Below are 25,713 nucleotides of genomic sequence, written 5' to 3' on the forward strand. Positions count from 1 at the left end.
CGCGTCACACGGCGCTTGAGGCGACGGCCCTGATCCGTCACCTTCCGGCCACGCATGAACGCTCCACTTTCCCCGCCAAAGCCTTATCCGAAGCCCGAGCCCGGCGTGACCCCGGTCATGGCGCAATTCCTGGCGGCCAAGGCCGACCATGCCGACGCCCTGCTGTTCTTCCGCATGGGCGACTTCTACGAACTGTTCTTCGAGGACGCGGAGAAGGCAGCGGCCGCCCTGGGCCTGGCCCTGACCAAGCGCGGCAAGCATCTGGGCGAGGAGATCCCTATGGCCGGCGTGCCCGCGCACGCCGCCGAGGGCTATATGGCGCGGCTGATCCGCCAGGGCTTCCGCGTCGCCCTGTGCGACCAGGTCGAGGATCCCGCCGAGGCCAGGAAGCGCGGCTCCAAGTCCGTGGTCAAGCGCGAGGTGGTGCGGGTCGTCACCCCCGGCACCCTGACAGAGGACAGCCTGCTGGACGCGCGCGGCGCCAATCGCCTGGCAGCCGTGTCCGTGAGGAAGGGCCGGGCCGCCGTCGCCGTTGTCGAACTGTCGGCCGGCGTCGTGGACTGCGTGGCCTGCGATCCCGAAGACCTGGGTGCGACCCTGGCCGCCTTCCGCCCGTCCGAAGTGCTGGTGCCCGACCGCCTGTTCTCTGACGCCGCGCTGAAGGCGGCGCTCGACGGCTCGGGCGGCGTGGTCCAGGCCATGCCCCAGGCGCTGGGCGAACCGGTCGCCAGCCGGGCGCGGGTCGAACGCCTATACGGCGTCGCGGCGCTGGACGGTTTCGGCGCCTTCGAAGAAGCCGAGGTTTCGGCGCTGGGTCTGGTCGCCGCCTATCTGGAGACGACCCAGGCCGGCCGCACGCCCGCCCTGGCACCGCCTCGCCGCTCGGTTGAGGCGGGGTTCCTGGCCATCGATCCGGCCACCCGCCAGAGCCTGGAGATCGACCGCACTCAACGCGGCGAGCGCGAGGGCAGTCTGCTGGCCTGCCTGGACCGCACCGTCACGGCCGGCGGCGCACGATCGCTGGGCGAGCGCATCGCGCGGCCCCTGCGCGACCCCGCCGCGATCAACGCCCGGCTGGACGCCGTGGAATGGTTCGTCGAGCGCCGCGACCTGCGGCGCGACCTGCGCGAGGCGCTGCGCGGCTCGTCCGACGTCGCGCGGGCGGTGTCGCGTCTGGCGCTGGGCCGGGGCGGTCCGCGCGACCTGGCCGCCGTGCGCGCCGGGCTCAAGACCGCCGAGGGGCTGGTCGGGCGGCTGATGGCGCGGCCTGATCCGCTGTCGGGGCCGCCGGCGCGCATCGCAGACTGTCTGGCAAATCTCTCACCCACGACCGAGACGTCCCGGCTGCTGGCCGCGCTGAACGACGGTCTGGTCGAGGAACCGCCGCATCTGGCGCGCGACGGCGGCTTCGTTCAGCCCGAGCACCGCCCCGAACTGGACGAGACCCGGCGCCTTCGCGACGACAGCCGCCGCGTCGTCGCGGACCTCGAGGCCCGCGCCGCCGCCGAGGCGGGCGTGCCCTTCAAGGTCCGGCACAACGCCGTGCTGGGCTATTTCCTGGAAACCACCGCCAAACACGCCGATGGCCTGCTGCGCGCCGGCCCGGACAGCCGCTTCATCCACCGCCAGACCTTGGCCAACCAGGTCCGCTTCACAACGGTCGAACTGTCCGAGCTGGACGCGAAGATCAGCCAGGCCGGGGTGCGCGCCCTGGCCATCGAGACCGAGACCTTCGAAGGTTGGCGCGCCGAGGTCCAGACCCTGGCCGCGCCGCTCCAGGCCCTGGCCGACGCCCTGGCCGAACTGGACGCCCACGCCGCCCTGGCCGAATGGGCCGAGGAGGTCTCGGCCGTGCGCCCGACGGTGGACGAGACCCTGGGCTTCGAGGTCGAGGCCGGCCGCCATCCGGTGGTCGAGGCGGCGGTGAAGGCGCAAGGCCTGCCCTACACGCCCAATGACGGGCGGCTGGACGGCGCAGGCGCAGCCCACGCCCGGCTGGCCATTGTCACCGGGCCGAACATGGCCGGCAAGTCGACCTTCCTGCGCCAGAACGCGCTCCTGGTCATCCTGGCCCAGGCCGGCGCCTTCGTGCCGGCGCGCGCCATGCGGCTGGGCGTCGTGGACCGGCTGTTCAGCCGCGTCGGCGCCGGCGACGACCTGGCGCGCGGACGCTCGACCTTCATGACCGAAATGGTCGAGACCTCGGCCATCCTGAGCCAGGCGACCGAGCGCAGCTTCGTTGTGCTGGACGAGATCGGGCGCGGCACCGCCACCTATGACGGCCTGGCCATCGCCTGGGCCGTGGCCGAGGCTCTGCACGAGACCAACCGCGCCCGCACCCTGTTCGCGACCCACTATCACGAGCTGGCGCGGCTGGAGGATCAGCTGGCCTACGTCTGTAATCTGTCGATGAAGGCGCGCGAGTGGAACGGCGATCTCGTATTCCTGCACGAGGCGGCGCCCGGCGCAGCGGACCGGTCGTATGGCGTCCAGGTGGCCCGGCTGGCGGGCGTGCCCGGACCGGTCGTAGCGCGGGCCAAGGCGGTGCTGGATCGACTGGAGGGCCAGAAGGCCGCCGTCGCGCGTCTGGACGACCTGCCCCTGTTCGCCGTCGCCGATACCGCCGCGCCCCCGCCTGAACCCTCGGCCGTGGAGCGCGCGCTCGATGCGCTCGACCCAGACGCCCTCAGCCCGCGCGAGGCGCTGGAGGAACTCTACCGCCTGAAGGGCCTGGCGGGCCGGTGACCGCTCCCTCGCCCGACGACCTGCTGATCGCGGCGGCCGGGGCGGCCGATCCACGCGCGGCGGTCGCGGCGGTGCTGGGCGAACGTTACGATCAGGCGCGCGAGCGGGCGGCTCAGAAGCTGGCGGGCGGTCAGGCGGGCGTCGAAGTGGCCCGGCAGTATTGCGCCGCCGCCGACGTCCTGATGACCAGCCTGTGGCGGCTGGCGACCGAGGTGCTGTATCCGGCCCCCAATCCCACCGAGGCCGAGCGGCTGTGCGTGCTGGCCGTCGGCGGCTATGGGCGCGGCGTGCTGGCGCCGTTCTCGGACCTGGACCTGATGTTCCTGCGTCCGTGGAAGACCACGCCGCGCAGCGAACAGATCGTCGAGTTCGTCCAGTACGTCCTGTGGGATCTGAACCTGAAGATCGGCGCCTCCACGCGCTCGATCGACGAGGCCCTGACCCTGGCCTGGCGCGACATGACCGTGCGCACCGCGCTGCTGGAGGCCCGCTTCCTGGCCGGCGACGAGCGCCTAGCGGAGGGCTTCCTGGCCCGGTTTCGACGCGAGGCGGCCCAGATCGATCCCCGCCCCTTCATCGCCGCCAAGCTGGAGGAGCGCGAGACCCGGCACCAGAAGGCCGGCGCCTTCCGCTATCGCGTCGAGCCGAATGTGAAGGACGGCAAGGGCGGCCTGCGCGACCTCAACACCCTGTTCTGGATCGCGCGCGGACTGGCCCCCGACAGCCATCTGGGCGCCCGGGCGCTCGAGGGTCTTCTGACGGCGCGCGAGCGGCGGCTGTTCGAGGAGGCCTTCGACTTTCTGTGGCGCGTGCGGGCCAATATCCACCTGGTCGCCGGGCGCGCCGAGGAAAGACTGACCTTCGATCTGCAGCCCGAGATCGCACGCCGCATGGGCTGGCGCGGGCGCGGCGACGAGCTGGCGGTCGAGCGGTTCATGCGCCGCTATTTCATCGTGGCCCGCGACGTGGGCGCCCTGACGCGCGCGGTCAGCGCCCAGCTGGAGGCGCGCCAGCAGAAGAAGGCCATGGGCCTGTCGCGCCTGTTGCCCCGGCGGCGCAAGCGCCTGCCCGTCAAGGGCCTGGTCATTGAGGGCGGCCGCCTGTCGATCGCCGGGCCTGGCGTTTTCGAGACCGATCCGCCCCTGCTGCTCAAGCTGTTCGCCGAAGCCGACCGGCTGGATCTGGACCTCCATCCGGACGCCTTTTCGGCGGTCACGCGCGCCCTGCCGCTGGTGACGCCTGCCTTGCGTCGCGATCCCGAGGCGGCTCAGGCCTTCCTGACCGTGCTGGCTCACGGACAGCGGCCCTATCGCGCCCTGACCATCATGAACGAGACCGGGTTGCTGGGCCGCTTCCTGCCGGAATGGGGACGGATCGTCGGCCAGACCCAATTCAACATGTACCACGCCTATACGGTGGACGAGCACACGCTGCAGGCCGTGGGCGTCATCAACGACATCGCGCGCGGAAAGCTGAGGGACGATCATCCGCTGTCCAGCGACATCGTGCACCGCATCGCCGACTTCGAGGCCCTGATGCTGGCCATGCTGCTGCACGACGTGGGCAAGGGCGGCGACCGGGGGCAGTTGGAGGACGGGGCCATCGCCGCGCGTCGCGCCTGCGAGCGGCTGGGCGTCGAACCGCGCCGGATCGAGCTGGTGGTCTGGCTGGTGCGCCATCATCTGACCCTGTCGGACTACGCCCAGAAGCGGGATGTGTCCGATCCCGAGACAGTGCGCGCCTTCGCCGCCGTCGTCGGTGATCTGGAGCGGTTGCGCACCCTGGTGGTGCTGACCGTCGCCGACATCCGCGCGGTGGGACCGGGCGTGTGGAACAGCTGGAAGGGCCAGCTGATGCGCGACCTCTATGGGCGCACGGAGGCCCTGTTCCACGGCGAGGACATCGGCCGCGCCGACCCCCTGGCCCGGCACCCCGAACTGGTCGAACGCGCTAGACAAGCCGGCGCGGCGGCCGAGGCCTTCATGGACGAAGAGGGCGGCGGGCTGCGCGTCGCCGTCGCCGCGCGCGACCGCCAAGGTCTGTTCGCCGACCTGGCCGCCGCCCTGGCCGCCCTGGGCGCCGACGTGGCCGGGGCCCGCCTTGCCACCTCGCCCGACGGCATGGCCCTGGACGTCTTCGACCTGCACGGCGAGCCCGACGCCCGACGGCTGAAACGGCTGACCCTGGCGCTGGAACGCGCCGCCCTGGGGCGTTCGCGCCCGACGCCGCCCGGCCCCGAGCCGGTCAGCGCGCGGCGCGCGGTCTTCGACGTGCGGCCGGTGGTCATGATCGGCCGCGCCAGCGATCAGGGGCCGGTCATCCTGGAGGTTTCGGGCGCCGACCGGCCAGGCCTTCTAGCCGACCTGGGCCGGACCTTGGCCGACCACGACCTGTCGATCCGCTCGGCCCACGTCGCGACCTTCGGCGAGCGAGCGGTGGACAGCTTCTATTTGGACCGGGAGCCCGAAAGTCCGGCCGCCCTGAAAATGGCGCTGGAGGCGGTGCTGGACCGCTCGCTTCCGATCGCGCCGGGACGCCGCCCCGCGCCGGTCCGCGCTAGCGCCCGCGACGTGTCAGAGATCGGTCGCCTGCCGTCGCCCCAGCCCGTATCGCGGCGTCGCAAAGCGCGCTAATCGCTGAGGCTCCGCCGCCCCGGATCGCGCCCTTGAGCCTCGCCCGCAACACCCTGGTGCAATCGACCCTGACGCTGGGCAGCCGCGTGCTGGGCTTCGCCCGCGACCTGTTCCTGGCCGCCCGTTTTGGCCAAGGGCCGATGATGGACGCCTTCACCACGGCGCTGATGCTGCCCAACATGTTCCGGCGGCTGTTCGCCGAGGGCGCCTTCGCCCAGGCCTTCGTGCCCATCTACGGCGGCGTGCGCGAACGCGAGGGCGAAGAGGCCGCCGCCGTCACGGCGTCCGAGGCGCTCAGCTTCATCTTCGCCGTCGTGGCCGGCTTCTGCATCGTGTTGCAGGTCGCCATGCCCTGGATCATGCCCTGGCTGCTGTCGGCGTGGCGCGACGACGTGGGCGTGATGAGCGCAGCGGTCACCGCCGCCCAGCTGACCATGCCCTATCTCGCCTGCATGACCATCGCGTCTTTGCTGTCCGGCGTGCTGAACACCAGCGGCCGTTTCGCCCTGTCGGCGGGCGTGCCGGTGTTCCTGAACCTGTGCACCCTGGTCCCGCTCCTGGCGCCCAGCCTGATCCCGATGAGCCAGCCCACCATCCTGCTGTGGACCAGTGTGGCGGTCACGGTCTCGGGTCTGGTTCAGATGAGCCTGCTGTGGTGGGGCGTGCGGCGGCTGGGCGTGACCGTCCGTCTGTCCTGGCCGCGTCTGACGCCGGGTGTGAAGAAGACCCTGGCCCTGGCCGTGCCCGGCGTGCTGGCGGGCGGCGCCTTTCAGATCAACTCGCTGGTCAGCCAGTTCCTGGCCGGGTCGAACGAAGGCGCACGCTCGGTGCTGTACAACGCCGACCGCCTGTACCAGCTGCCGCTGGGCCTGGTCGGGGTGGCGCTCGGCTTGGCTCTAGTGCCGCGCCTGACACGGGCCTTTGTTTCCGGCGACCACGAAGGTGGGCGGCGCACGATGGACGACGGCATGACCCTGGCGCTCGCCTTCGCCCTGCCGGCGGCGGCAGCCCTTTTCGTCATCCCCTTCTTCATCATAGACGCCACGGTGACGCGCGCCGCCTTCACCAGCCAGGATGCCGCCCGGACGGCCGACGTGCTGCGTCAGTTCGCCTGGGGCGTGCCGGCGTTCGTTCTGGTCAAGGTGCTGACCCCGCCCTTCTTCGCGCGCCAGGATACGCGGCGGCCCATGATCTACGCCGTGGCCTCGGTGATCGCGACGGTGGTTCTGGGCGCTAGCCTGTTTTTCGGCCTGTCGCGTATCGGCGTGGACGGCGTTCTGGGCCTGGCCATCGCGACCAGCACGGCGGCCTGGCTGAACGTCGCCCTGCTGGCCGGAACCCTGGCGCGCGAGCATGTCTGGCGGCCCTCGCCCGCCTTTCTGTCGCGGTTCGTCCGCGTCGTCGGCGCCAGCGTCCTAATGGGGCTGGTGCTGTTCCTGGCCAGCCTCAACTATCCGCTCCTGTCGCGCCTGTTGCTGACCAAGGAGATCGCCGTGCTGATCGTGTGCGGCGTCGGGGCGGCGGTCTACGGCGCGGCCCTGCTGGGTCTTCGCGCCGTCACCTTGGCGGAACTCAGGGGCGTGCTGCGTCGCGAACCGGGCGCCAAGGCCGTGCAAGGGCTGGACTGACGACCCGATGTGGCGATAAGCGCGAGGCATGACAGCCTCGGGCCTCTCCCTCGACCGGCGATGGCGCGGCTAGCTCCGCCCCGATCGCCCCGATCGCCCCTGTCCGCCCCTTCGCTTCGAGACCCGCATCATGACTGACACCTCGGCTGACTACACCGGCCCGCGCCGCATCCTGAGCGGCATCCAGGCCTCCGGCGCCCTGCACCTGGGCAACTATCTCGGCGCGCTGAAGCGCTTCACGGCGCTGCAGGACGAGGGCGCGCCCTGCTTCCTGTTCGTGGCCGACATGCACGCCATCACTGTCTGGCAGGATCCGGCCAAGCTGGCCGCCCAAACGCGCGAGATCGCCGCCGCCTACCTGGCCTCTGGACTGGACCCGGCCAAGTCGACCATCTTTCCGCAGTCCGCCGTCCGCGCCCACGCCGAGCTGGCCTGGGTCTTCAACTGCGTCGCCCGCCTGGGCTGGCTGGACCGCATGACCCAGTTCAAGGAGAAGTCCGGCAAGCACAAGGAACGCTCCTCGGTCGGCCTCTACACCTACCCTGTGCTCCAGGCGGCCGACATCCTGCTTTACAAGGCCACGCAGGTGCCGGTCGGCGAGGACCAGAAGCAGCATTTGGAATTGACCCGCGACATCGCGGCCAAATTCAACACCGACTTCTCAGCCCCCGGTTTCTTCCCTCTGCCCGAACCCCTGATCCAGGGGCCGGCGACGCGGGTCATGAGTCTGCGCGACGGCTCGGCCAAGATGTCCAAGTCCGATCCGTCGGATCAGAGCCGCATCAACCTGACCGACGACGCCGACGCCATCGCCGTCAAGGTCAAGAAGGCCCGCACCGACGCCGAGCCCCTGCCCGAGACGCTGGACGGCCTGGCCGACCGCGCCGAGGCCAAAAACCTGGTCGCCATCTACGCCGCTCTCGCCGGGACAACGCGCGAGGCTGTGATCGCGGAGTACGCCGGCCAGGGCTTTGGCGCGTTCAAGCCGCGCCTGGCGGAGCTGGCGGTGTCCGAACTCGCGCCCGTCACAGCCGAGATGCGCCGTCTGATGGACGATCCGGCCGAGATCGACCGCGTTCTGGCCGACGGGGCGCGTCGCGCCGCTGAGATCGCCGATCCGGTGGTCGACGAGGTCAAGCGCATCGTGGGCTTCTGGCGCCCCTGATCGAACCTAGGTGATCTGGTCGCGATGCGTCTGCGTCCCGGCCGGCAGGCCATCGACGTCCTGCCAGGGGTCGTCGGTCTCGCGCACCGCCAGGATCGACTCGCCAGGGTGCATCAGCGGCACGGCGGCGTCGCCGGCCTGAACGTCTGTCTTGGACGGCACCTTCAGAACGCGTTTGGCGCCATCCTCGGCGCCCACGGTGACTTCGTAGATTCGCATGATCGGTCTCCTTGAGGGGATCGAACCCGCCGGGCGTCGGATGCGTTCCTGCGACATGACCGACCCCGACACCGATCCCCCCCTGAACCGCCACGGCTGGAGCGCGATCCTGATCCTGGTGATTCTGGGCTTCGTGGCCCTGCCCTTCCTGGTCTTCGCCTGGGCCAAGCTGAGCGACTGGGGTCTGTTGGGGGCATGGGCCTTGGGCGCCGGGGCCTAGACGCATCCCGCGAAGTCGATGCAAACCTCATGACGGAAGGGCGTCCGGCCACTGATGTAAAGGCGCTGGCTGGGCCGCGACGATCCCGCACCAGGCCCACGGACTGGAAGCAGCGCTGGAGGTCGACGAACGGCTGGACCGGCGCCGGCACGGGTCGGGCGAGTTCGGGCTGGTCGATGACATCGGCCAGGGCGTCGCCCAGCTGAGAGCTGTCGTGTGCCGCCAGGGCCTGCCCCCGCGCCGCGCCTGAGCCGAGGTGTCTCGACACCGGCGCCTTGACGATGACCCGCTGACGCACGTCCAGCCGGAAGGCGCTGCCGGCCCTAGCCCGCTCTAGCTCGCCCGGCGGCGCTTCAGGATGTCGGAGAAGTCATGATAGGCGGCGTTGGCGGCTGGGACGCCGCAGTAGATGGCCGCCTGGAAGATGGTTTCGCTGATCGTCTCGGGCGGGACGCCGTGGTCCAGCGCGGCTCCGACATGCAGCCGGAACTCCTCGCTTCTGTTGAGCGCGATCATCATGGACAGGACCATGAGCCGCCGCGTCTGGTGATCGATGCCGGGGCGGCTCCAGACCGTGCCCCAGGCATAACGGGTGATGAGGTCCTGGAAGTCCGCCGTGAGCTCGGTGGTCGAGGCGATGGCCCGGTCGACATGGGCATCGCCGAGCACCGATCGTCGCGTTTCGAACCCCAGCGCCAACCGTTCGGATTCATCCATTGTCAGGCCTCCAGAAAATCGAGCACGAGATTATTGAAGGCGGGCGGCTGCTCGATGTTCGACAGATGGGCCGCCGGCAGGCTCGCCAGCCGCGCGCCAGGGATGAGAGCGGCCAGCTCCTCGGCCTTCTCCGGCGGGGTGGCGGGATCCCGCGTCCCGCCGACGACCATCACCGGCCTGGCCAGGCGATGCAGGTCGGGTCGGTTGTCCATGTCGCGAATGGCGGCGCAGCAGCCGATGTAGCCCGCGGGGTCGAGGGCAAGCAGTTCGGCGCGCCGCCGCTCCACCGACGAACGACCTCCGTCTCGAAACTCCGGCGTGAACCAGCGCTCCATGACCGCGTCAGCAACGCCTGCCATGCCCAGGCTCCGCACCGTGCCGATGCGGGCGTTCCAGCTTTCGGGCGGCCCCATCCAGGCGGCGGTATTGGCCAGGACGAGACGATCCACGCGATCGGACGCGTGCAGGCCCAGCCACTGGCCCACCATTCCCCCCATGGAGACCCCGACGAGGTGAGCGCGGTCGACGCCCGCCGCGTCGAGCACCGCCACGGCGTCGGCGCCGAGGCGCGCCATGTCGTATTCGCCCCCGGGCGCATCGGAGTCGCCGTGCCCGCGACTGTCGTAGCGGATGACACGGAACACCTGCTGGAAGGCGGCGAGGTTGGCGTCCCACATCGATCGTCGCGTGCCCAGGGAGTTGGACAGCAGAAGAGGCGGGCCGGAGGTCACCCCAGTGACGTCCCAGGCGATGCGCACGCCGTCATCGGTCAGGAGATGGTTCATGGCTCGCCGACCAGTCGACGCTCGAGCTCGGAGGCGGAGACGACCGTCCGACCGAGGTCGAAGACCTCGTCCCAGCGTCCGGCCAGAGCCGCCGCAGCCCCAGGGTTGGCCTCCAGCGCCTGGCGCAGTGTGATCCCCTCGTCGACCACCCGTGCAGCGGCGGCCTTCACCCGGGCATGCGCCTGGGCCCGGCCGAGCGCGCCGGTGAGGGCCACGGCGGCCGCCTCGGAGAATAGTAGCCCCCGCGTCATCTCAAGATTGGCCGCCATCCGGTCGGCATCGATCCGAAGTCCCTCGAAGACATCGGCCATGCGGGCCGCGGCCCCGCCCGCAAGTCTGAAGAGGTCAGGCACGACCTCCCACTCCGCGTGCCATCCCCCGACATCACGCTCGTGCGCCTGGGGCAGGCTCATCATCAGGGTGGCGGCCAGTCCGGGCGCGCGTCGCGACGCCGCCAGGACCGCCGTGACGGCGACGGGGTTGCGCTTGTGGGGCATGGCGGAGGAACCGCCGCCGCCGTCCGCCGGAACCTCGAAGGCCTCGGACGTCTCGGTCGCCATCATGAGGCTGATGTCGAGCGCGGCCTTGGCCAGCACTCCCACCAGGATCGCCAGGACCGAGCCCAGCAGCGCGATACGCTCGCGTCGCGCGTGCCATGACGGCGAGGCGGTCAGGCCCAGTTCGGCGGCGAAGCCGTCCAGCACGGCCGGACCCCGCCCGCCCATCGAGGCCAGGGTTCCGGCCGCCCCGCCCAGTTGGGGCGGCAAATCCTCGATCGCCGCCTGAACGGCGCGGCGGGCGCGGCGGGCGCTGTCCAGCCATCCCGCGGCCTTCAGTCCGAATGTGGTCGGGAGGGCGTGCTGCAGCAGGGTGCGTCCCGCGAGAACATGATGGCCCCGATCCTGAACCTGTTTCACCAGGGCGGCGTCGACGCGGTCCAGGTCGGCGGCCAGGCTTGTCCACGCCCTGCGGACCTGGAGCACCAGGCCGGTGTCAATGATGTCCTGGCTCGTCGCCCCGTGGTGAACCCAGGCGGCGCTGTCCGGATCGATCCGGGCGACGTGCTCCATGAGCGCCGTCACGAGCGGGATCGCCGGATTGGCCGCCCTGGCCACGGCGCGCCCCAGCGCCGCCAGGTCGTAGAGCTCGGCCTGGCAAGCCCGCTCGATGGCCGGGGCTGCGCCGGCTGGAATGAGCCCCACGCCGGCCTGGGCCCGGGCGAGGGCGGCTTCGGCGTCCAGCATGGCCTGAAGCCGGGCGTCGTCGCCGAAGGCGACGTCCATCGACGGCGTCGAGAAGAGCGAAGCGGTGAGAACACTGGTCATGACGTGAGCCTGCCGCCTCGCGGTCAAAGGTCGAAGAAGACGGTCTCGTCCGGTCCGGACAGGCGAATGTCGAAGCGCCAGGTCTGGCCTTCGGGCCGCGCCAGCAGGGTGCGCCGCCTCCCCTCGGGGACAAGGGCCAGTATGGCGTCTTCCGCGTTTGCAGGATCGTGGGCGAAATAGATCCGGGTGACCAGCCGCTTGAGCAAGCCCCGGCCGAACACGCCGACGGCGAGGTGGGGGGCCTGCGGCCTGCCGTCCGGACCGGGAACGCCGCCAGGTCGGAGAGTACGGAAGCGATAGCCGCCGTCTTCGTCCGTGGCCGCGCGGCCGAACCCGGAAAAGGCGCCGCCTGCGATAAAACGCGGATCGTCCGGGCTCGCATAGACACCGGCGGCGTCCGCCTGCCAGATCTCGATCAGGGCGTCGCCGACCGGGGCTCCGTCCAGGTCGGTCACCACTCCGACAATCTCGAGGGCATCGCCGGTGACCGGCGCGGCCCGGCTATGGCGCGCAAGCCGGTCGTGGCCGGCCGGAATGAGATCCGGGCGGGCGCCGAGGTCCGACCCGGTTCCGACCAGGTCGGCGCCGCCTCGCCATGGCAGGGCATAGTGGAAGAAGGGTCCGACGGTCTGCCACGGCGTCTGTCCGATGCGGTCCATCAGTCGGTCTCCATCGGCGTGGCCTGACGGCCTCTTAAGACGATGTCGAACACATAGCCCAGGGCGTGGGCCTCCTCCGTCGTCTCCAGATCGAACCGGCTGATCAGGCGTTCAAGCGCTTCCGGCGGGCTGGCGTTGGCGATGGGATCCAGGGCGATCAGGGGATCTCCGGGAAAATACATCTGGGTGACGAGACGGGCCGCAAAGGCCGGACCGAACACCGAGAAATGAATGTGCTCCGGCCGCCAGGCGTTGGAGTGATTGCCCCAGGGATAGGCCCCGGGCCTGATCGTCACGAAGCGATAGCGGCCCTGGTCGTCCGTCACGGCGAGGCCGGACCCCGTGAAGTTGGGATCCAGCGGCGCATCCCAGCGGTCCTTGTGGTGCATGTAGCGGCCGGCGGCGTTCGCCTGCCAGAGCTCGACCGCCGTGCCGGCCACGGGCCGACCCCGGTCGTCCAGGACCCGTCCCGACACGATTATGCGCTGGCCGATCGCCTCGGCCGACCCCCGCCGCGTGAGGTCCGTCATCGAAGGCCCCGCAAGCGCCGCCCAGTTCGAAGGGCCGGTCGTTTCCGTCAGGGTCTGGGGGATGCGGACGAGAGGCTGACCCGGAGACCGCTTCAGGGTCGACCCATAGGGCCGGTGCAGGGACGGCGGATGGCCTGCGTCTTCGGGTGAATAGGGTTCGCGCTCGACCATCATACCCGCTCCACGACAAGGGCGACGCCCTGCCCCACCCCGACGCACAGGCTGACGAGCGCGCGTCGCCCGCCGCCCTGCTCGAGACCGTGGACGGCCGTCTGGACCAGGCGGGCGCCGGACATGCCGAGCGGGTGGCCCAGCGCGATGGCGCCGCCGCGAGGATTGACCCGTTCGTCGTCGGGACGGACGCCGAGTTCACGCAGGCAGGCCACGACCTGGCTGGCGAAGGCCTCGTTCAGCTCGATGAGGTCCATGTCGTCCAACGACAGTCCCAGGCGCTCCAGAAGTCGCCGGGACGCCTGCACCGGCCCAATGCCCATGACGTCCGGTTCGACGCCCGCCGAGGCGAAGCCGAGAAGGCGCGCGCGCGGCTCCAGGCCCTGCTGTTTCGCACCGGCTTCCGAGGCGATGAACATCGCCGCCGCCCCGTCGTTTACGCCCGACGCATTGCCCGCAGTGACCGTTCCGTCCGGCCTGACAGCGGGCTTGAGCGCGGCCAGCCTGTCCAGCGTCGTCTCCCGCGGATGCTCGTCGCGATCCATCCGACCGGTCGCCTCCCGGGGCCGTTCGACCTCGACCGCCACGATCTCCCGGCCGAAATAGCCCGAGGCCTGGGCGGCCGCGGCCTTGCGCTGGCTTTCGAAGGCGAAGCGATCCTGATCCTCGCGGCTGACGCCCCAACGCTGCGCGACCGTCTCGGCGGTCTCCGGCATGGAGGCGACGCCGTGCAGGGCCTCCATCCTCGGGTTCACAAAGCGCCAGCCGATGCTGGTGTCCTCAATCCTGGCGGAACGCTGGAAGGCGGTCTCCGCCTTGGCCATCACGAACGGCGCGCGCGTCATGGATTCCGCGCCGCCGGCCAGGGCGAGGTCCATTTCTCCGGCGCGGATGGCGCGAGCCGCCGCCGCGACGGCGTCCGCCCCGGAGGCGCACAGGCGGTTGACCGTGACGCCCGGGACGCTGACCGGCAGTCCGGCGAGCAGGCCCGCCATGCGCGCCAGATTGCGATTGTCCTCGCCCGCCTGGTTGGCGCAGCCCAGATAGATCTCCTCGATCGCCTCGGGATCGACGTCGTTGCGCTCAAGCAGCGCCCGCACCGGCACGGCCGCAAGATCGTCTGCGCGAACCGGGGCCAGCCCGCCGCCCCAGCGCCCGATCGGCGTCCGCACCGCGTCGCAGACGAAGGCCTCGGTCATGCGAACTCTCCCAGGGACAGGGCCGCCTCCGTCCGGGCGGCCACCTCGTCGGGCGCGACCCCGTCCGCCAGTTCGACCAGGCGGAGGCCGGCGTCGTCCGGCAGCACGTCCATCACGGCCAGGTCGGTGATGATCCGGTCGACCACGCCCGCTCCGGTGAGCGGCAGCGCGCAGCGGCGCAGCACCTTGGACTGGCCATGTTTGTTGGCGTGATCCATGACCACGACCACGCGACGGACGCCCGCCACCAGGTCCATGGCCCCGCCCATGCCCTTCATCATCTTGCCGGGGATGGTCCAGTTGGCGATGTCCCCGTTCTGCGCGACCTCCATGGCGCCCAGGATCGTGAGGTCGACATGGCCGCCGCGGATCATGGCGAAGCTCTGCGCGCTGTCGAAGAAGCTCGAAGTCGGCAGCTGGGTGATGGTCTGCTTGCCAGCGTTGATGAGGTCGGGATCGGCCTCGCCCTCATAGGGGAAAGGCCCCATGCCCAGCATGCCGTTCTCCGACTGCAGGGTGACATGCAGACCGGCCGGAATATGGTTGGCGACCAGGGTCGGAATGCCGATGCCCAGGTTCACATAGAAGCCGTCCTGCAGCTCGCGCGCGGCGCGCGCCGCCATCTGCTCGCGGCTCCAACTCAAGGAACGGTCTCCATCCGAGGCCGCTCGGTAAGCTTCTCGATGCGCTTCTCGTTGACGGTGGAGAGCACCACCCGGTCGACATAGATGCCGGGCGTGTGGATGACCTCCGGATCCAAGGCGCCGGGCGCCACGAACTCCTCGACCTCGGCCACGGTGACGCGGCCGGCGGTGGCCATCACCGGGTTGAAGTTCCGCGCGGTCTTGCGGAACACCAGATTGCCTTCCGGATCGGCTTTCCAGGCCTTGATCACCGCCAAATCGGCCCTCAGCCAGGTCTCGCGCACATAGTCGCGCCCCTCGAAGGCCTCGACCGGCTTGCCTTCGGCGACCACGGTGCCGACGCCCGTGGGGGTGTAGAAGGCCGGGATGCCCGCGCCTCCGGCGCGGATCCGCTCCGCCAGCGTGCCCTGGGGCGTCAGCTCCAGCTCCAGGTCACCAGACAGATAAAGCTGTTCGAACAGCCGGTTCTCTCCGACATAGGAGGAGATCATCTTGCGGATCTGGCCGTTGTTCAGAAGCATCCACAGTCCGAACCCGTCGGCGCCGCAGTTGTTGGAGACGACTGTCAGGCCGGAGACACCTGAGTCACGGATCGCCGGGATGAGGCTCTCCGGATTGCCGGACAGGCCGAACCCTCCCGACATCAGGGTCATGCCGTCGAACAGAAGTCCGTCCAGGGCCTCCGCCGGAGAGCCGAACAGCTTGCCGCTCATGCCCTGGGCCCCGTAACGGGAGCGTCGGCCGTGACGCAGCGCCCGCCGTCGGCGAGCCTGAAGGCACTCGCCGACGTTGAAGAAACTGAGCTCACAGCTGACCGCCCGCCATCAGTATTTGACCCGCAGGCCGAGCGAGTAGGATCGCCCGATCCGGTCGTAGAGGCCCGCCACCGCAGTCGAGGGGAAGGGAGGCTCGGTATTGGTGACGTTGTTCACCGAGCCGTAGACTTCCGCCGTCTCGCTGAGACGGTACGACCCCGACAGATTGACATAGAACCGGCTGTCGACCCGGTTGTCCGCGATCGAGATCGGCGAGCGCGGATCATAGAAGGGGCTGTCGGGCCCCACCAGTCCGTTGTCGATGCTTCCGCCCCCGACATAACGCCCCTGGAGGGTGGCGGAGAAGCGGTCCGTCGCGTAGTTGAGCGACCCGTTCAGGACCCATTCCGGCGCATTGGTGGCTCCGTTGTTCTGCCCCGAGGTGAAGCCGCCCACCTGTCCAGCGCGGTTGATCACGCCGCCCAGGCTCTGGATCACCCCTTGGGCGTTGAAGACCGGCGTCGCGCCCGTGCCGTCGTCGAAGATCAGGTCCTCGGTGTAAGTCCCGAAGAGACGCGACGTCAGGTGGCCGGCGAACAGCGGCAGACGATAGCTGACTTCGAAGTCAACACCCCGCGCCTTCAGAGAGGCCACATTGAGCAGTTGCACGCTCACCGACCGAACCGCCGTCGAGCCGCCCGTTCCCGAGCGATCCACGAAGCCGCAGAAGAAGCCGGGCGCCCCGCCGGCGATCTCGCCAAAGCAGTTGTCGGCGACCGTCTGCGGGGTGAAGGACGAGATCGCCCCTGCGATGTCGATGTCATAGTAGTCGACAGAGAAGCGCAGGCCGGGAACCGCTGAGGGGCTGATCACCGCCCCGACGGTGAGGGTGTCGGCCTCTTCCGGCTGAAGCGTCGGGCTCGGGCTGAAGATGACGGTGGTCTGCTCTGTCACCCCGGTGAACGGATTGCGGATCGTCGTGACGCTCGAAGTGGTGGAGAACAGTTCACTGGCGTTGGGCGCACGGATGTCGCGTGAACGCGTCCCCCGCAGGCGCAGATCGTCAAAAGGCTCCCAGGTCGCACCGACCTTCCAGGTCGTGACGCCGCCGCTCGTGCTGTAATCGGTGTAACGAACGGCCGCATTCAGGTCCAAGGTCTTGGCGAACGGAGCGTCTGCGGCCAGCGGGACCACGGTTTCCGCGTAGACTTCCTTGACCGAAAGGTCCCCTGCGAAAGGTCGAGGATTGCTGAAGGTGAACCGGCCGTTTGCGGCCAGGTCGTCGGATGTAGCGGTGGTTTCCTCCTTGCGGTACTCACCGCCTGCCGCAACCGAGACCGGCCCCGCCCAGGTGCTGAACGGCTCGCCGGTGATGTTGGCGGCGAACACGCTCTGTTCGAGCTCGACGCGGTAGATCTGGGTGCCGTGGGTGTAGTCGATCGCAGCCGCAGACGGAGACCCTTGGCCGATCAGATTGATCGGAACGCAGCCCGCCGCGCGCGCCACCGCGTCGCGGCAGATCGGATCGCCGGTGATCGGATCGCTCACGGCGTCGACCGCATAGGCGAAGTTCTGGGCGATCCGGAGGTTCTCAATCGTGGAGTCGGCGATGTTGCGGCCGAACTGGTAGTAGGCGTCCCAGGCCCAACCCCCGCCGAGGTCTCCGCTCAGCCCGGCTGCGAAACGGGTGGTGGTGCTGAAATTCTCAGCGTCGGTCGGCCCGAAATCGTCATTGGCGCGGCCGATCGGGAAGGAGGTGATTCCATTGGCGTCCATGATTGAAGCGACGGAAGCCGGAAGGAAGGGGTTGTCGCGCCGTATGACGATGGCCGTCAGGCTCGAATCCCTCGACTGGGGCGTGCGGAACCGCGCTCCGGCGCTGGCGTAGCTGAGCTCCGCGAAAGCCTGGATTGACGACGTCAGATCGTACTTGAAGTGCCCCGTCGCGGCCTCCCGGAAGATTTCCGGAAGCAGGGTGTGCTGACCGCGCGAATAAATGCCGTCCCCGGTGAAATCGATCGCGTTGACGCCGATGGCGTTTCCATAATCGAACGGCAGAACGGTTCCGCCTGGTCCGAACTGGATTCCGCGCAGCGGACCGCCCGGATTTGCGTTAGGCCCGATGATGACGCCGCCATAGGTCTGGTTGTTCTGCGTCACTCCGCTGGCGTAAAGGCGCGAAGGGTTGTCGCCGCGCGGACCGGAGAAGGACACCAGTTCCTCCCAGCGGCGGCCCCACTCGCGGTCATTGTAGCTGCTGATGCCGCTGCCGTTGTAATATTCAGCGCCCACCACGAAGTGGCCCCGCCCTTCGTGGAACTCGTCGCCGAGCGCCAGGCCCACGCGCACTGTTTCGTTGTCGCCCTCCTGGGTCACGCCATAGGACACGTCGCCCTTGGCCCCGCGCAGGGTGGAATTGAGGATGATGTTCACGACGCCGGCCACGGCGTCGGAGCCCCAGGCGGCCGATGCGCCGCCGGTCACCGCCTCGATCCGGTCCACCATGACGGTCGGAATCAGGTTGAGGTCCACCTGACCGGTCGCCGAGGACGGCACATAGCGTCGGCCGTTGACCAGGGTGAGGGTGCGGATGCTGCCCAGACCGCGAAGGTCCGCGAAGCTCTGTCCGCCGCCCAGCAGGTTCTGGGGATTTGTCTGCGGCGTCTGGCTAGGCCGGAAAGCGGGCACTTCGTTCAGGAAGTCACCCACATTCGGCAGGGCCCGTTGTTCAAGGGCCTCGGCGCCCAGGACGGTCGTGGGAGTGGGCGCGTCGAAACCGGCGCGTGCAACTCGAGTTCCGGTCACCACGATGTCGCTGACCTGTGCGGTCGACGGCTCCGCCTGGGCCGCCGGCTCCGCGACCACGACTTGAATCGCGGCCTGAGCCTCGACGGCGGAGAGAACCAGGGCCGACGCCGCGGCCGTCCCCAGTAGAGTCGCTCGAGTGACCTTGAAGGCCATGGGTATCCTCCCAATCCCATGCTGACCGGCAGCATTTCCGTTTCCTCGCCGACTGCGCTCTGCGTCGCATGTCGGCCCTTGGGGATGGCTATTGCCTGAAACCCCTATATTGGTGTGTTCAACAACATTGTCTTTGTCAACACTACCGATGCTTTTGGAACAATATCCATCGGAAGACGCAGCTCACCCGCCGGTGGCGGCGAAGACCAGGGCGTCCAGCGCCACCACCCCCTCGCCCTCCGCGTGGACGACAAGCGGATTGATCTCGATCTCTCCGATGGACGGATTGGACAGCATGAAGCGACCCAGACGTGCGGCGACGGCTGCTACGGCGTGATGGTCCTTCACCGTCGATCCGCGGCCGCCCGTCAGAAGGGTGGCTGCTCTTAGCCTGAGGATTTCCTCGGCGATGTCCGCCTCTGCCAGGTCGGCCGGCAGGATGCGGAAGTCCTTCATGGTTTCGGTCCAGACGCCGCCCAGGCCGATGACCAGGATCACGCCCCAGTCCGGATCGCGGCGCGCCGCCAGGATCATCTCAAGGCCGCGCGCACCCATGCGTTCGACGAGCAGACCGTCCAGCACCATCTCGGGTCGAGCCCGGCCCACATCGGCGGTCATCCGGTCCCACGCCGTCCTCAGATCGGCCTCGGTCTCGATCGAGAGCGCCACGCCGCCCACGTCGGACTTGTGCGGCAGATCGGCGGCCTGGGCCTTGAGCGCGACCGGATAACCGATCCGCCCTGCGACGCCGACGGCTTCGTCCGCGGTTCGGGCGAGCCCGCCCGGCGGTATGCGCACGCCAAGGTCGGCCAGGAGCTGCTTGGCGCGGTGTTCCGGCAGGACGGGATCGGCGGCGGAGAGGGTGACGCTCGGCGTCGGCTCGCCGGACACGCCGGCCTTGCGCGCACGCTCCACATTGCGCCCGAACTCCATCGCCGCCGCCTGCGCCCGCAGGGCGCGTTCCGGAGACCGGGTGAAGGCGATCCGCGCGTCGCGGACGCGTTCCAGGAATTCCGGCGCAAGCGGGGAGCCGTCGCCCATGATGGCGAGCGACACAGGCTTCTTCGCGTCCGACAGGGCCGGCTGAAGACCGTCGAAATACTTCACCGCCTGGCCTGGCCCGCCGGGGGTGATGGCGACCACGACGCTGCCGATGGCGGGGTCGTCCAGAACCGCCTGGAGCCCCCGGCCCAGCAGGTCCGGTTCGCGTTGCGGCTGCGTCGTCAGGTCCAGGGGATTGGACGGCTGGGCGTAGGCGGGAAGGATGGCGGCAAGCCCCTCCAGGGTGGCCGGCGCCAGTCGCGGCACGTCCAGCCCCATCGTATCGCAATAGTCGAGCGCAATGCCGCAGAAGGCGCCGGAGGTGGTCACAATCCCCACCCCGCCGGAGGGCGGGCCCGTGCGGGCGAGGATCTCAGCCACATCCACAAGCTCTTCCAGGGTCTCGACGATGACGGCGCCGGCATGGCTGACCAGGGTGCGCATGGCCGCGTAGTTGCCGGCCATGGCCCCGCTGTGGGACTGGGCCGCCTCCTGGGCGCGCTCGCTCCGGCCCGGATGCATCAGCACCACCGCCTTGCCCTTGTCCCGACAGGCGGAGACGGCCGCCAGGAAGTCGGAAGGGCGTCGGATCTGTTCGGCGAAGACGATGACCGACCGTGTCGCCTCGTCATCGGCGAAGTCGGCCAGGAAGTCCTCGAGGCCCAGAGACGCCTCATTGCCCGTGGACACGCCATAGGACAGCGGCAGGTGCCGCGTCGTCAGGGCCAGAGTAAGATGCGCCATCATCCCGCCGCTCTGCGTGAGGACGGCGACGGCCTGCCCCTGGCTCGGCGGCAGGGTCGGCGTCATCCCGCCGCTGAACCCGACGTACATGGGACGCACATAGTTGCGATAGCCCAGGCAGTTGGGGCCGATGAGCCGCATGCCGCCCGCTTCGGCGGCTTCGACCAGGGCGTCCTGGGCGGCCTTGCCCGCCTCGCCCAGTTCCGCGAAGCCGGAGGCGAAGATGATGCCGACACCCACACGCCGGGCGGCGCAGGCCTGGACGGTTTCCAGAATGGCGGCCGCCGGCACGGCGAGGATGGCGAGATCGACGCCTTCAGGCAGATCCGCGACGGAAGAAACCGATGTCCGCCCGTCGATCTCCACGCCGCTGCGGCTCACCAGGTGAATGTCGCCGTCGTAGCCGCCCGCCACAAGATTGTTCAGGGCGTTGCGGCCGGCGCTGCCGGGGGTGGCCGAGACGCCGACGACGGCGATGGAGCGCGGACGAAGGGCGCGGTCGACGGGCGTCCGGGTCACGGGCGAGGCCTCAGGCGTCACGACGGTAGCCGCCCAGGCCGGGACGATAGGACTTGTCGTCAAGGAACTGGGACATGCCCTTCTGACGCCCACGCTCGGGATCGGAGCCGGCGGAGGTGGCCGCCATGGCTCCCAGGACAGCCTCAGCCGTATCCCAGTCCATGGTCTTCACATATTTGAACGCGTTTTTGGCGAAGCGAAGCACGGTCGGGTTCTTGTCGAGCAGTGTGCGGGCCACGGCCTCGGTGTGGCTGCGCAGCTCCGCGGCGGGGACCGATCTGTTGACGAGACCCATTTCCGCGGCCTTTCGTCCGTCGAACGGCTCGCCGGTCATGATGTAGTACAGGGCGTCACGATGGTTCATGACCTCGGCGACGGCGCGCGTCACATTGCCGGCCGGAATGATGCCCCAGTTGATCTCCGACAGGCCGAAGGTGGCTTCGTCGGCCGCGAAGGCGAGGTCGCATCCGACCAGCGGCGTGAAGGCGCCCCCGAAGCACCAGCCGTTGACCATGGCGATGGTCGGCTTGGGATAGTGCATCAGCCGCCGCCACATCCAGTTGGTGGCTTCCTTGCGCACCCGCGCCTGCTGCAGGGCGGTCTGCCCCTCGGTCTCGCGGAAATATTCCTTCAGGTCCATGCCGGCGGAAAAGGATTCGCCGGCGCCGGTCAGCACCACGACCCCGACGTCCTCGCGCTGTTCCAGCTCATCCAGGACCACGTTCATCTCGCGGTTCAGCGTGGGGCTCATGGCGTTGCGCTTGGCCGGTCGGTTGAGGGTGACCCATGCCAGGCGATTGTCGATCTGGACATCGACGACGGAAGGAATGGCGGTCTCGGACATGAAGTCTCCTTGGGCGGGTTCAGGCGGCTGAGGCCGCCTTCAGTCTGGGGAAAGGGGCAGCCGGGACAGGAAGGCCTTGATGGCGGCGACCTGATCGGCCGGGATGTCGGCGAGCACGTCGCGCTCGATCTCGCTCACCCGCGCATCGATGGCGGCAAGGTTCTCGCGGCCCTTGTCGGACATCTCCACCAAGGTGATCCGGCGGTTCGCGGGATTCTCGGAGCGGACGACAAGCGCCTTGCCTTCGAGCTGGGCGACCTGCTGGGTGACGCCCTGCGGCGTGATTCCGGTCATGCGCGCCAGATCGGCCGAGGAGCACGGCCCCTTGCGGCCCAGCGTCGCCAGCATCGAATAGTCCGCCGTCGTCATGCCGAAGCTGCGGGTGACCGCCTCGACCCGCGCATGACCCGCGGAGTACCAGCGCTTGACCAGATAGAAGAGCCAGGGCGCGGCCGTACGGCCAGCGCCGGGTTTTGCGGTCTTGGGACTGGGCGGACGGGACATGGGTGAACCTGATGAAGCCGGCGCCGGACTGCGCCCGCCTTGTCCTACCACTGTTTCAGAACAGCCTCTTTATATCAAGTCACTTTATATCAAGTCGCTTTTACGTCCGCACCTGTCGCCTCCGCATAGCGCAGGAGGTGATGATCGCCGTCGCCCCACCGGCGCTCGAACAGCCCCAGCCGGGCGAAGAAATGGGCGGCGGGATACTCTTCGGCTAGCCCCATGCCGCCGTGCATCTGGACGGTTTCCTGGGCGATCAGCCGCGCGGACTGGCCGCACCGGACCTTTGCAGCCGAGACCCGCCAGCCGGAGTCGGTCGCCTCGGCGTCCAGGGCGTTCAGCGCAACCTGGGTGATGGCTTCGGCCAGGGCCTCTGCGATCTTCATGTCCACAAGGCGATGCTGCAGCGCCTGGAAGCCTCCTATCGGTCCGCCGAACTGCTTGCGCGTGCGCACATAGTCCAGGGTCAGGGCGTTGGCCGCCCGCATAGCTCCCACGGCGTCGGCGCACTGGAGCGCTGCGGCCTCGTCAACGGCCCGGTCCAGCACCGCCGCCGCATCGGTCATGCCGCCGAGTAGGGCGTCCGGGTCCAGTCTTACGCTGTCGAGCCCCACCTCGGAGAGACCCAGGCCGTCGAATGCCTGTCCTGCCGTTCGGGTCACCCCCGGCGCATCGGCCTCGACCAGGAACAGACCGGTTCCGCCGCCGTCCATCCGGGCCGAGACCACCAGCAGTCCCGCAGCGCCGCCGCCCTCGACCGCCTGTTTAGACCCGTCCAGCACCCAGTGCGCGCCGTCTCGGCGCGCCGTGGTGGCGCGCACGCCGAGCCCGTACCGACCTTCGGATTCGATATGGGCGAGACTGGCGATGCATGCGCCGGACAGCAGGCCCGGTGCCCAGAGCGCCTTCTGCTGCGGGGAGCCGAACCTGTCGATCAGGCGCGCCCCGAAGACGACGGAAGGCAGCAGGGGCTCCAGGGCCAGGGCCCCGCCCAGGACGTCCAGGGCCGCCCCCAGATCGCCCAGTCCGCCGCCAAGCCCGCCGCCCTCTTCCGAAACTCCCAGGGCCAGCAGTCCCAGCTCGGCGTAAGCCGCCCACGCCTCGGTGGAGTAACCCGGAGCCTCGCGCCTGAACCGCTGGCGGCTCTCGAAGTCGTACTGGCGCTGCATCAGGCGAGACAGGGATTCCCGCAGCTGTGTGCGGAACTCGTGCGTCGGCTCGTCGTGCCTCATTGGCCCCGGCCTCCCAGACCCAGCATACCCTTGGCGATGATGTTGCGTTGGATTTCGTTCGAGCCGCCGTAGATCGACACTACTCGGGTGTCGAAATGGCTCTTGAACAGGGCTGCGCCGGCGTCGCCCTCGTCCGGGTCGGCTTCGAAGGGCAGGGCGCCGGGACCGCGCACATCCACGAGCAGTTCCGTCAGACGCTGCTGCATTTCGGACCCTCGGATCTTGAGCATATTGGCCTCGAAGCCCGGAACCGCGCCCTTCTGCACCTGGGCCAGCATGCCCAGGCTCAGCGCCTCGATGCTCAGCAGGTCGATCTCGGCGGCCGCGATGCGGCTGCGCAGCAGCGGCTGGTCGAGCATCCTGCCGCCCGCCCCGTCCGGCGCCTCCGCGGCGAGCTGCTTTACGAGCCTGAGCTGGCGCTTGCACAGGCCGACGCGCGCGATATTCAGGCGCTCGTTGCCCAGCACGACCCGGGTGTAGTCCCAACCCTTGTGGACTTCGCCCACCAGACTGGAGGCCGGGAGACGGACGGCGTCGAAAAAGACCTCGTTCGTGGCCTGGCGGCCGTTGAGCAGAAGTATGGGCCGGACGGTCACCCCCGGCGTGCTCATCGGCAGGACGAACATGGAGATGCCCATCTGGCGCTTGGGCGCGCCGGGGTCCGTCCTCGCCAGGCAGAACATCATGTCGGCCCGATGGGCCATGGTGGTCCACATCTTCTGACCGTTGAGAACCCAGTCCTCGCCGTCCTTCACGGCCGAAAGCCGAAGCGACGCCAGGTCCGACCCCGCGCCCGGCTCCGAAAAGCCCTGGCACCACTGCTGGTCGCCGGCGATGATCCCCGGGAGATAGGCCTGCTTCTGGGCCTCGGAGCCGTACCGGATGAGCGTCGGCGCGAGCATCATGAGGCCGAACGGGCTCAGCTCCGGCGCGCCTTCCTCGGCCAGGGTCTCCGAAAACAGGTAGGCGCGCGCCGGCGACCAGTCCTGGCCGCCCCACTCGACCGGCCAGTGGGGCGCAGCCCAGCCGCGTGCATGAAGCGCCTTGTGCCAGGCCTTGCGCGCCTCGGGCGCAACCGGAAGGGCATGGATCACCCTGCGGCGAACGTCGGCCGGAAGGTTGTCATCGACAAACGCCCGCACCTCGTCGGCGAACGCCAGATCTTCGGACGTATGCATGGGACGCCTCCTTGAGGTCAGCCTACGTCCAAGGCCCGCCTTATATCAAGCCGCTTTATATCAAGCCGATTTTGATAGAGGAGTGTTTTGGGAACTTTTCTGTTGTTTTTGACAACTTTGCGTGCGAGCTTTTGAGCAGAGGAAACGTGGCAGAGGGATCCAACCCGTGCACGAGCTGATCAACAAGACGCCGGCGGGCGCTCAAGCTCAGGACTATCCCCTGAACGCCTGGTACGCCTGCGCCTACGACATCGAACTCAAGCATGAGCTTCTGGCGCGCACGATCTGTGACCGCGACCTGGTGATGTACCGGCGCACCGACGGCGCGCCCGCCGTCCTGGCCGACAGCTGCTGGCACCGCATGCTGCCCCTGTCCAAGGGCCGGCTGGTAGGCGACGAGATCATGTGCGGCTACCACGGCCTGAGATACAACGCCGAGGGCCGCTGCACCCACATGCCCTCTCAGGAGACGATCAACCCGGCGGCCTGCGTGCGCAGCTATCCGGTGGTCGAAAGGCATCGCTTCATATGGATCTGGATGGGCGACCCGGCCCTGGCCGATCCGAAGTCGATCCCGGACCTGCACTGGAACGATGATCCGGAGTGGGCGGGCGACGGCGAAGTCATCCATGCCCGCTGCAACTACAAGCTGGTGCTCGACAATCTGATGGACCTGACCCACGAGACCTTCGTGCATGGCTCGTCCATCGGACAGGACGCCGTGGCCGAGGCCCCGTTCATGACCTTCCACGGCCAGCGACGCGTCGAGGTCGAGCGCTGGATGACCGACCTCGAGGCCGCGCCGCCGTTCTGGCGCCAGCAGATGATGTGGAAGTTCGGGGCGTCGGACCGGGTGGATCGCTGGCAGATCATCCGGTTCGAAGCTCCTTCCACCATCGCCATCGACGTCGGGGTCGCCGCGGCCGGCAGCGGCGCCCCGCAGGGCGACCGCAGCCAGGGCGTCAACGGCTATGTCCTGAACACCATCACCCCCGAACGCGACGGCTCCTGCTGGTACTTCTGGGCCTTCAGCCGCAACTACGCACTGGGCGATCAAGCGATCACCCAGCGCATCAAGGCCGGCGTTCGCGGCGTCTTCGGCGAGGACGAGCTGATCCTCGAAGCCCAGCAGAAGGCCATCGACGCCCACCCGGGTCGGGACTTCTACAATCTCAATATCGACGCCGGCGGGGTCTGGGCGCGCAAGCTCATCGACCGGATGATCGAAGCCGAACAGGTCCGGACTGCGGCCGCCTGATCTGCTCCTCCCCGACCCAGCCAAGCCTTGGAGCTCC

Annotated in this window: 21 protein-coding genes; 6 read left to right on the forward strand and 15 right to left on the reverse strand. The window is 69.1% G+C overall.

Going from position 1 to position 25,713, the window contains the following annotated elements:
• The first annotated feature begins 54 nt into the window (after nucleotides 1–54).
• The 4 genes from mutS to trpS all read left to right on the forward strand — a co-directional run bounded on the left by mutS (nucleotide 55) and on the right by trpS (nucleotide 8,171).
• The gene (gene mutS, locus E4M01_RS02130; RefSeq protein ID WP_135062576.1) at nucleotides 55–2,745 is read left to right on the forward strand and encodes a DNA mismatch repair protein MutS; all 2,691 of its coding nucleotides are present in this window, start codon (nucleotides 55–57) and stop codon (nucleotides 2,743–2,745) included.
• On the forward strand, nucleotides 2,742–5,378 hold the full coding sequence (glnD, locus tag E4M01_RS02135; RefSeq protein ID WP_135062574.1) for a [protein-PII] uridylyltransferase: 2,637 nt from the start codon (nucleotides 2,742–2,744) through the stop codon (nucleotides 5,376–5,378). The genes mutS and glnD overlap by 4 nt, the downstream gene beginning before the upstream one ends.
• 32 nt (nucleotides 5,379–5,410) lie before the next feature.
• Entirely contained in the window at nucleotides 5,411–7,006 is a 1,596-nt protein-coding gene (gene murJ, locus E4M01_RS02140) for a murein biosynthesis integral membrane protein MurJ (protein WP_135062572.1), read from the forward strand.
• A 130-nt stretch (nucleotides 7,007–7,136) separates the two neighbouring features.
• The gene (gene trpS / locus E4M01_RS02145; RefSeq protein WP_135062570.1) at nucleotides 7,137–8,171 is read left to right on the forward strand and encodes a tryptophan--tRNA ligase; all 1,035 of its coding nucleotides are present in this window, start codon (nucleotides 7,137–7,139) and stop codon (nucleotides 8,169–8,171) included.
• Nucleotides 8,172–8,177: 6 nt separating this feature from the next.
• Here the strand turns inward: trpS and E4M01_RS02150 are convergent, their stop codons facing one another.
• Nucleotides 8,178–8,390: a hypothetical protein gene (locus E4M01_RS02150; RefSeq protein WP_135062568.1), complete on the reverse strand. Its 213-nt coding sequence runs from the start codon at nucleotides 8,388–8,390 to the stop codon at nucleotides 8,178–8,180.
• Here E4M01_RS02150 and E4M01_RS14230 point away from each other — a divergent pair.
• Nucleotides 8,389–8,610: a hypothetical protein gene (locus E4M01_RS14230; protein ID WP_167792135.1), complete on the forward strand. Its 222-nt coding sequence runs from the start codon at nucleotides 8,389–8,391 to the stop codon at nucleotides 8,608–8,610. The genes E4M01_RS02150 and E4M01_RS14230 overlap by 2 nt on opposite strands.
• A 333-nt stretch (nucleotides 8,611–8,943) precedes the next feature.
• On the opposite strand, the gene E4M01_RS02155 is transcribed toward E4M01_RS14230, so the two are convergent.
• The 14 genes from E4M01_RS02155 to E4M01_RS02220 all read right to left on the reverse strand — a co-directional run bounded on the left by E4M01_RS02155 (nucleotide 8,944) and on the right by E4M01_RS02220 (nucleotide 24,418).
• Nucleotides 8,944–9,327 (reverse strand): carboxymuconolactone decarboxylase family protein, encoded by a 384-nt coding sequence (locus E4M01_RS02155; RefSeq protein ID WP_135062566.1) that lies wholly within the window; start codon nucleotides 9,325–9,327, stop codon nucleotides 8,944–8,946.
• Between the two features lie 2 nt (nucleotides 9,328–9,329).
• A complete protein-coding gene (pcaD, locus tag E4M01_RS02160) occupies nucleotides 9,330–10,112 on the reverse strand; it encodes a 3-oxoadipate enol-lactonase (RefSeq protein WP_135062564.1) in 783 nt (260 codons plus the stop codon).
• Complete coding sequence (gene pcaB, locus E4M01_RS02165) at nucleotides 10,109–11,437, reverse strand: 3-carboxy-cis,cis-muconate cycloisomerase (RefSeq protein WP_135062562.1); 1,329 nt, start codon at nucleotides 11,435–11,437, stop codon at nucleotides 10,109–10,111. The genes pcaD and pcaB overlap by 4 nt, the downstream gene beginning before the upstream one ends.
• Nucleotides 11,438–11,460: 23 nt before the next feature.
• Nucleotides 11,461–12,096, reverse strand: a complete 636-nt coding sequence (gene pcaG, locus E4M01_RS02170; RefSeq protein WP_135062560.1) for a protocatechuate 3,4-dioxygenase subunit alpha — start codon at nucleotides 12,094–12,096, stop codon at nucleotides 11,461–11,463.
• Nucleotides 12,096–12,800, reverse strand: a complete 705-nt coding sequence (gene pcaH, locus E4M01_RS02175; protein ID WP_245161285.1) for a protocatechuate 3,4-dioxygenase subunit beta — start codon at nucleotides 12,798–12,800, stop codon at nucleotides 12,096–12,098. The genes pcaG and pcaH overlap by 1 nt, the downstream gene beginning before the upstream one ends.
• Nucleotides 12,797–13,996, reverse strand: coding sequence for a 3-oxoadipyl-CoA thiolase (pcaF, locus tag E4M01_RS02180; protein WP_135062558.1), 1,200 nt, complete (start codon nucleotides 13,994–13,996; stop codon nucleotides 12,797–12,799). Before pcaF ends, pcaH begins: the two co-directional genes overlap by 4 nt.
• Nucleotides 13,993–14,640 (reverse strand): 3-oxoacid CoA-transferase subunit B, encoded by a 648-nt coding sequence (locus E4M01_RS02185; protein WP_135062556.1) that lies wholly within the window; start codon nucleotides 14,638–14,640, stop codon nucleotides 13,993–13,995. The genes pcaF and E4M01_RS02185 overlap by 4 nt, the downstream gene beginning before the upstream one ends.
• A complete protein-coding gene (locus tag E4M01_RS02190; protein WP_135062554.1) occupies nucleotides 14,637–15,353 on the reverse strand; it encodes a CoA transferase subunit A in 717 nt (238 codons plus the stop codon). Before E4M01_RS02190 ends, E4M01_RS02185 begins: the two co-directional genes overlap by 4 nt.
• Before the next feature lie 111 nt (nucleotides 15,354–15,464).
• Nucleotides 15,465–18,356, reverse strand: a complete 2,892-nt coding sequence (locus tag E4M01_RS02195) for a TonB-dependent receptor domain-containing protein (RefSeq protein WP_135062552.1) — start codon at nucleotides 18,354–18,356, stop codon at nucleotides 15,465–15,467.
• A 183-nt stretch (nucleotides 18,357–18,539) separates the two neighbouring features.
• The gene (locus tag E4M01_RS02200; protein ID WP_135062550.1) at nucleotides 18,540–20,660 is read right to left on the reverse strand and encodes an acetate--CoA ligase family protein; all 2,121 of its coding nucleotides are present in this window, start codon (nucleotides 20,658–20,660) and stop codon (nucleotides 18,540–18,542) included.
• 10 nt (nucleotides 20,661–20,670) lie between these two features.
• Nucleotides 20,671–21,504 (reverse strand): p-hydroxycinnamoyl CoA hydratase/lyase, encoded by an 834-nt coding sequence (locus E4M01_RS02205; RefSeq protein WP_135062548.1) that lies wholly within the window; start codon nucleotides 21,502–21,504, stop codon nucleotides 20,671–20,673.
• Between the two features lie 39 nt (nucleotides 21,505–21,543).
• Entirely contained in the window at nucleotides 21,544–22,008 is a 465-nt protein-coding gene (locus E4M01_RS02210) for a MarR family winged helix-turn-helix transcriptional regulator (protein WP_135062546.1), read from the reverse strand.
• A gap of 89 nt (nucleotides 22,009–22,097) precedes the next feature.
• Nucleotides 22,098–23,240, reverse strand: a complete 1,143-nt coding sequence (locus E4M01_RS02215) for an acyl-CoA dehydrogenase family protein (RefSeq protein ID WP_135062544.1) — start codon at nucleotides 23,238–23,240, stop codon at nucleotides 22,098–22,100.
• On the reverse strand, nucleotides 23,237–24,418 hold the full coding sequence (locus E4M01_RS02220; RefSeq protein WP_135062542.1) for an acyl-CoA dehydrogenase family protein: 1,182 nt from the start codon (nucleotides 24,416–24,418) through the stop codon (nucleotides 23,237–23,239). The genes E4M01_RS02215 and E4M01_RS02220 overlap by 4 nt, the downstream gene beginning before the upstream one ends.
• A gap of 166 nt (nucleotides 24,419–24,584) precedes the next feature.
• On the opposite strand from E4M01_RS02220, the gene E4M01_RS02225 reads away from it, so the two are divergent.
• Entirely contained in the window at nucleotides 24,585–25,676 is a 1,092-nt protein-coding gene (locus E4M01_RS02225) for an aromatic ring-hydroxylating dioxygenase subunit alpha (RefSeq protein ID WP_245158196.1), read from the forward strand.
• The last annotated feature ends 37 nt before the right edge of the window (nucleotides 25,677–25,713 follow it).

Source organism: Brevundimonas sp. MF30-B, assembly GCF_004683885.1.
Lineage (GTDB): Bacteria > Pseudomonadota > Alphaproteobacteria > Caulobacterales > Caulobacteraceae > Brevundimonas.

What these genes read in the sequence shown, in the direction of transcription:
- mutS (WP_135062576.1), top strand. Translation starts at nt 55, where the DNA reads ATGAACGCTCCACTTTCCCCGCCAAAGCCTTATCCGAAGCCCGAGCCC.
- E4M01_RS02215 (WP_135062544.1), bottom strand. Translation starts at nt 23,240, where the DNA reads ATGAGGCACGACGAGCCGACGCACGAGTTCCGCACACAGCTGCGGGAA.
- E4M01_RS02220 (WP_135062542.1), bottom strand. Translation starts at nt 24,418, where the DNA reads ATGCATACGTCCGAAGATCTGGCGTTCGCCGACGAGGTGCGGGCGTTT.
- E4M01_RS02195 (WP_135062552.1), bottom strand. Translation starts at nt 18,356, where the DNA reads ATGGCCTTCAAGGTCACTCGAGCGACTCTACTGGGGACGGCCGCGGCG.
- pcaB (WP_135062562.1), bottom strand. Translation starts at nt 11,437, where the DNA reads ATGACCAGTGTTCTCACCGCTTCGCTCTTCTCGACGCCGTCGATGGAC.
- pcaH (WP_245161285.1), bottom strand. Translation starts at nt 12,800, where the DNA reads ATGATGGTCGAGCGCGAACCCTATTCACCCGAAGACGCAGGCCATCCG.
- pcaF (WP_135062558.1), bottom strand. Translation starts at nt 13,996, where the DNA reads ATGACCGAGGCCTTCGTCTGCGACGCGGTGCGGACGCCGATCGGGCGC.
- E4M01_RS02150 (WP_135062568.1), bottom strand. Translation starts at nt 8,390, where the DNA reads ATGCGAATCTACGAAGTCACCGTGGGCGCCGAGGATGGCGCCAAACGC.
- E4M01_RS02190 (WP_135062554.1), bottom strand. Translation starts at nt 15,353, where the DNA reads ATGAGCGGCAAGCTGTTCGGCTCTCCGGCGGAGGCCCTGGACGGACTT.
- E4M01_RS02155 (WP_135062566.1), bottom strand. Translation starts at nt 9,327, where the DNA reads ATGGATGAATCCGAACGGTTGGCGCTGGGGTTCGAAACGCGACGATCG.
- E4M01_RS02205 (WP_135062548.1), bottom strand. Translation starts at nt 21,504, where the DNA reads ATGTCCGAGACCGCCATTCCTTCCGTCGTCGATGTCCAGATCGACAAT.
- E4M01_RS14230 (WP_167792135.1), top strand. Translation starts at nt 8,389, where the DNA reads ATGATCGGTCTCCTTGAGGGGATCGAACCCGCCGGGCGTCGGATGCGT.
- trpS (WP_135062570.1), top strand. Translation starts at nt 7,137, where the DNA reads ATGACTGACACCTCGGCTGACTACACCGGCCCGCGCCGCATCCTGAGC.
- pcaG (WP_135062560.1), bottom strand. Translation starts at nt 12,096, where the DNA reads ATGGACCGCATCGGACAGACGCCGTGGCAGACCGTCGGACCCTTCTTC.
- pcaD (WP_135062564.1), bottom strand. Translation starts at nt 10,112, where the DNA reads ATGAACCATCTCCTGACCGATGACGGCGTGCGCATCGCCTGGGACGTC.
- E4M01_RS02210 (WP_135062546.1), bottom strand. Translation starts at nt 22,008, where the DNA reads ATGTCCCGTCCGCCCAGTCCCAAGACCGCAAAACCCGGCGCTGGCCGT.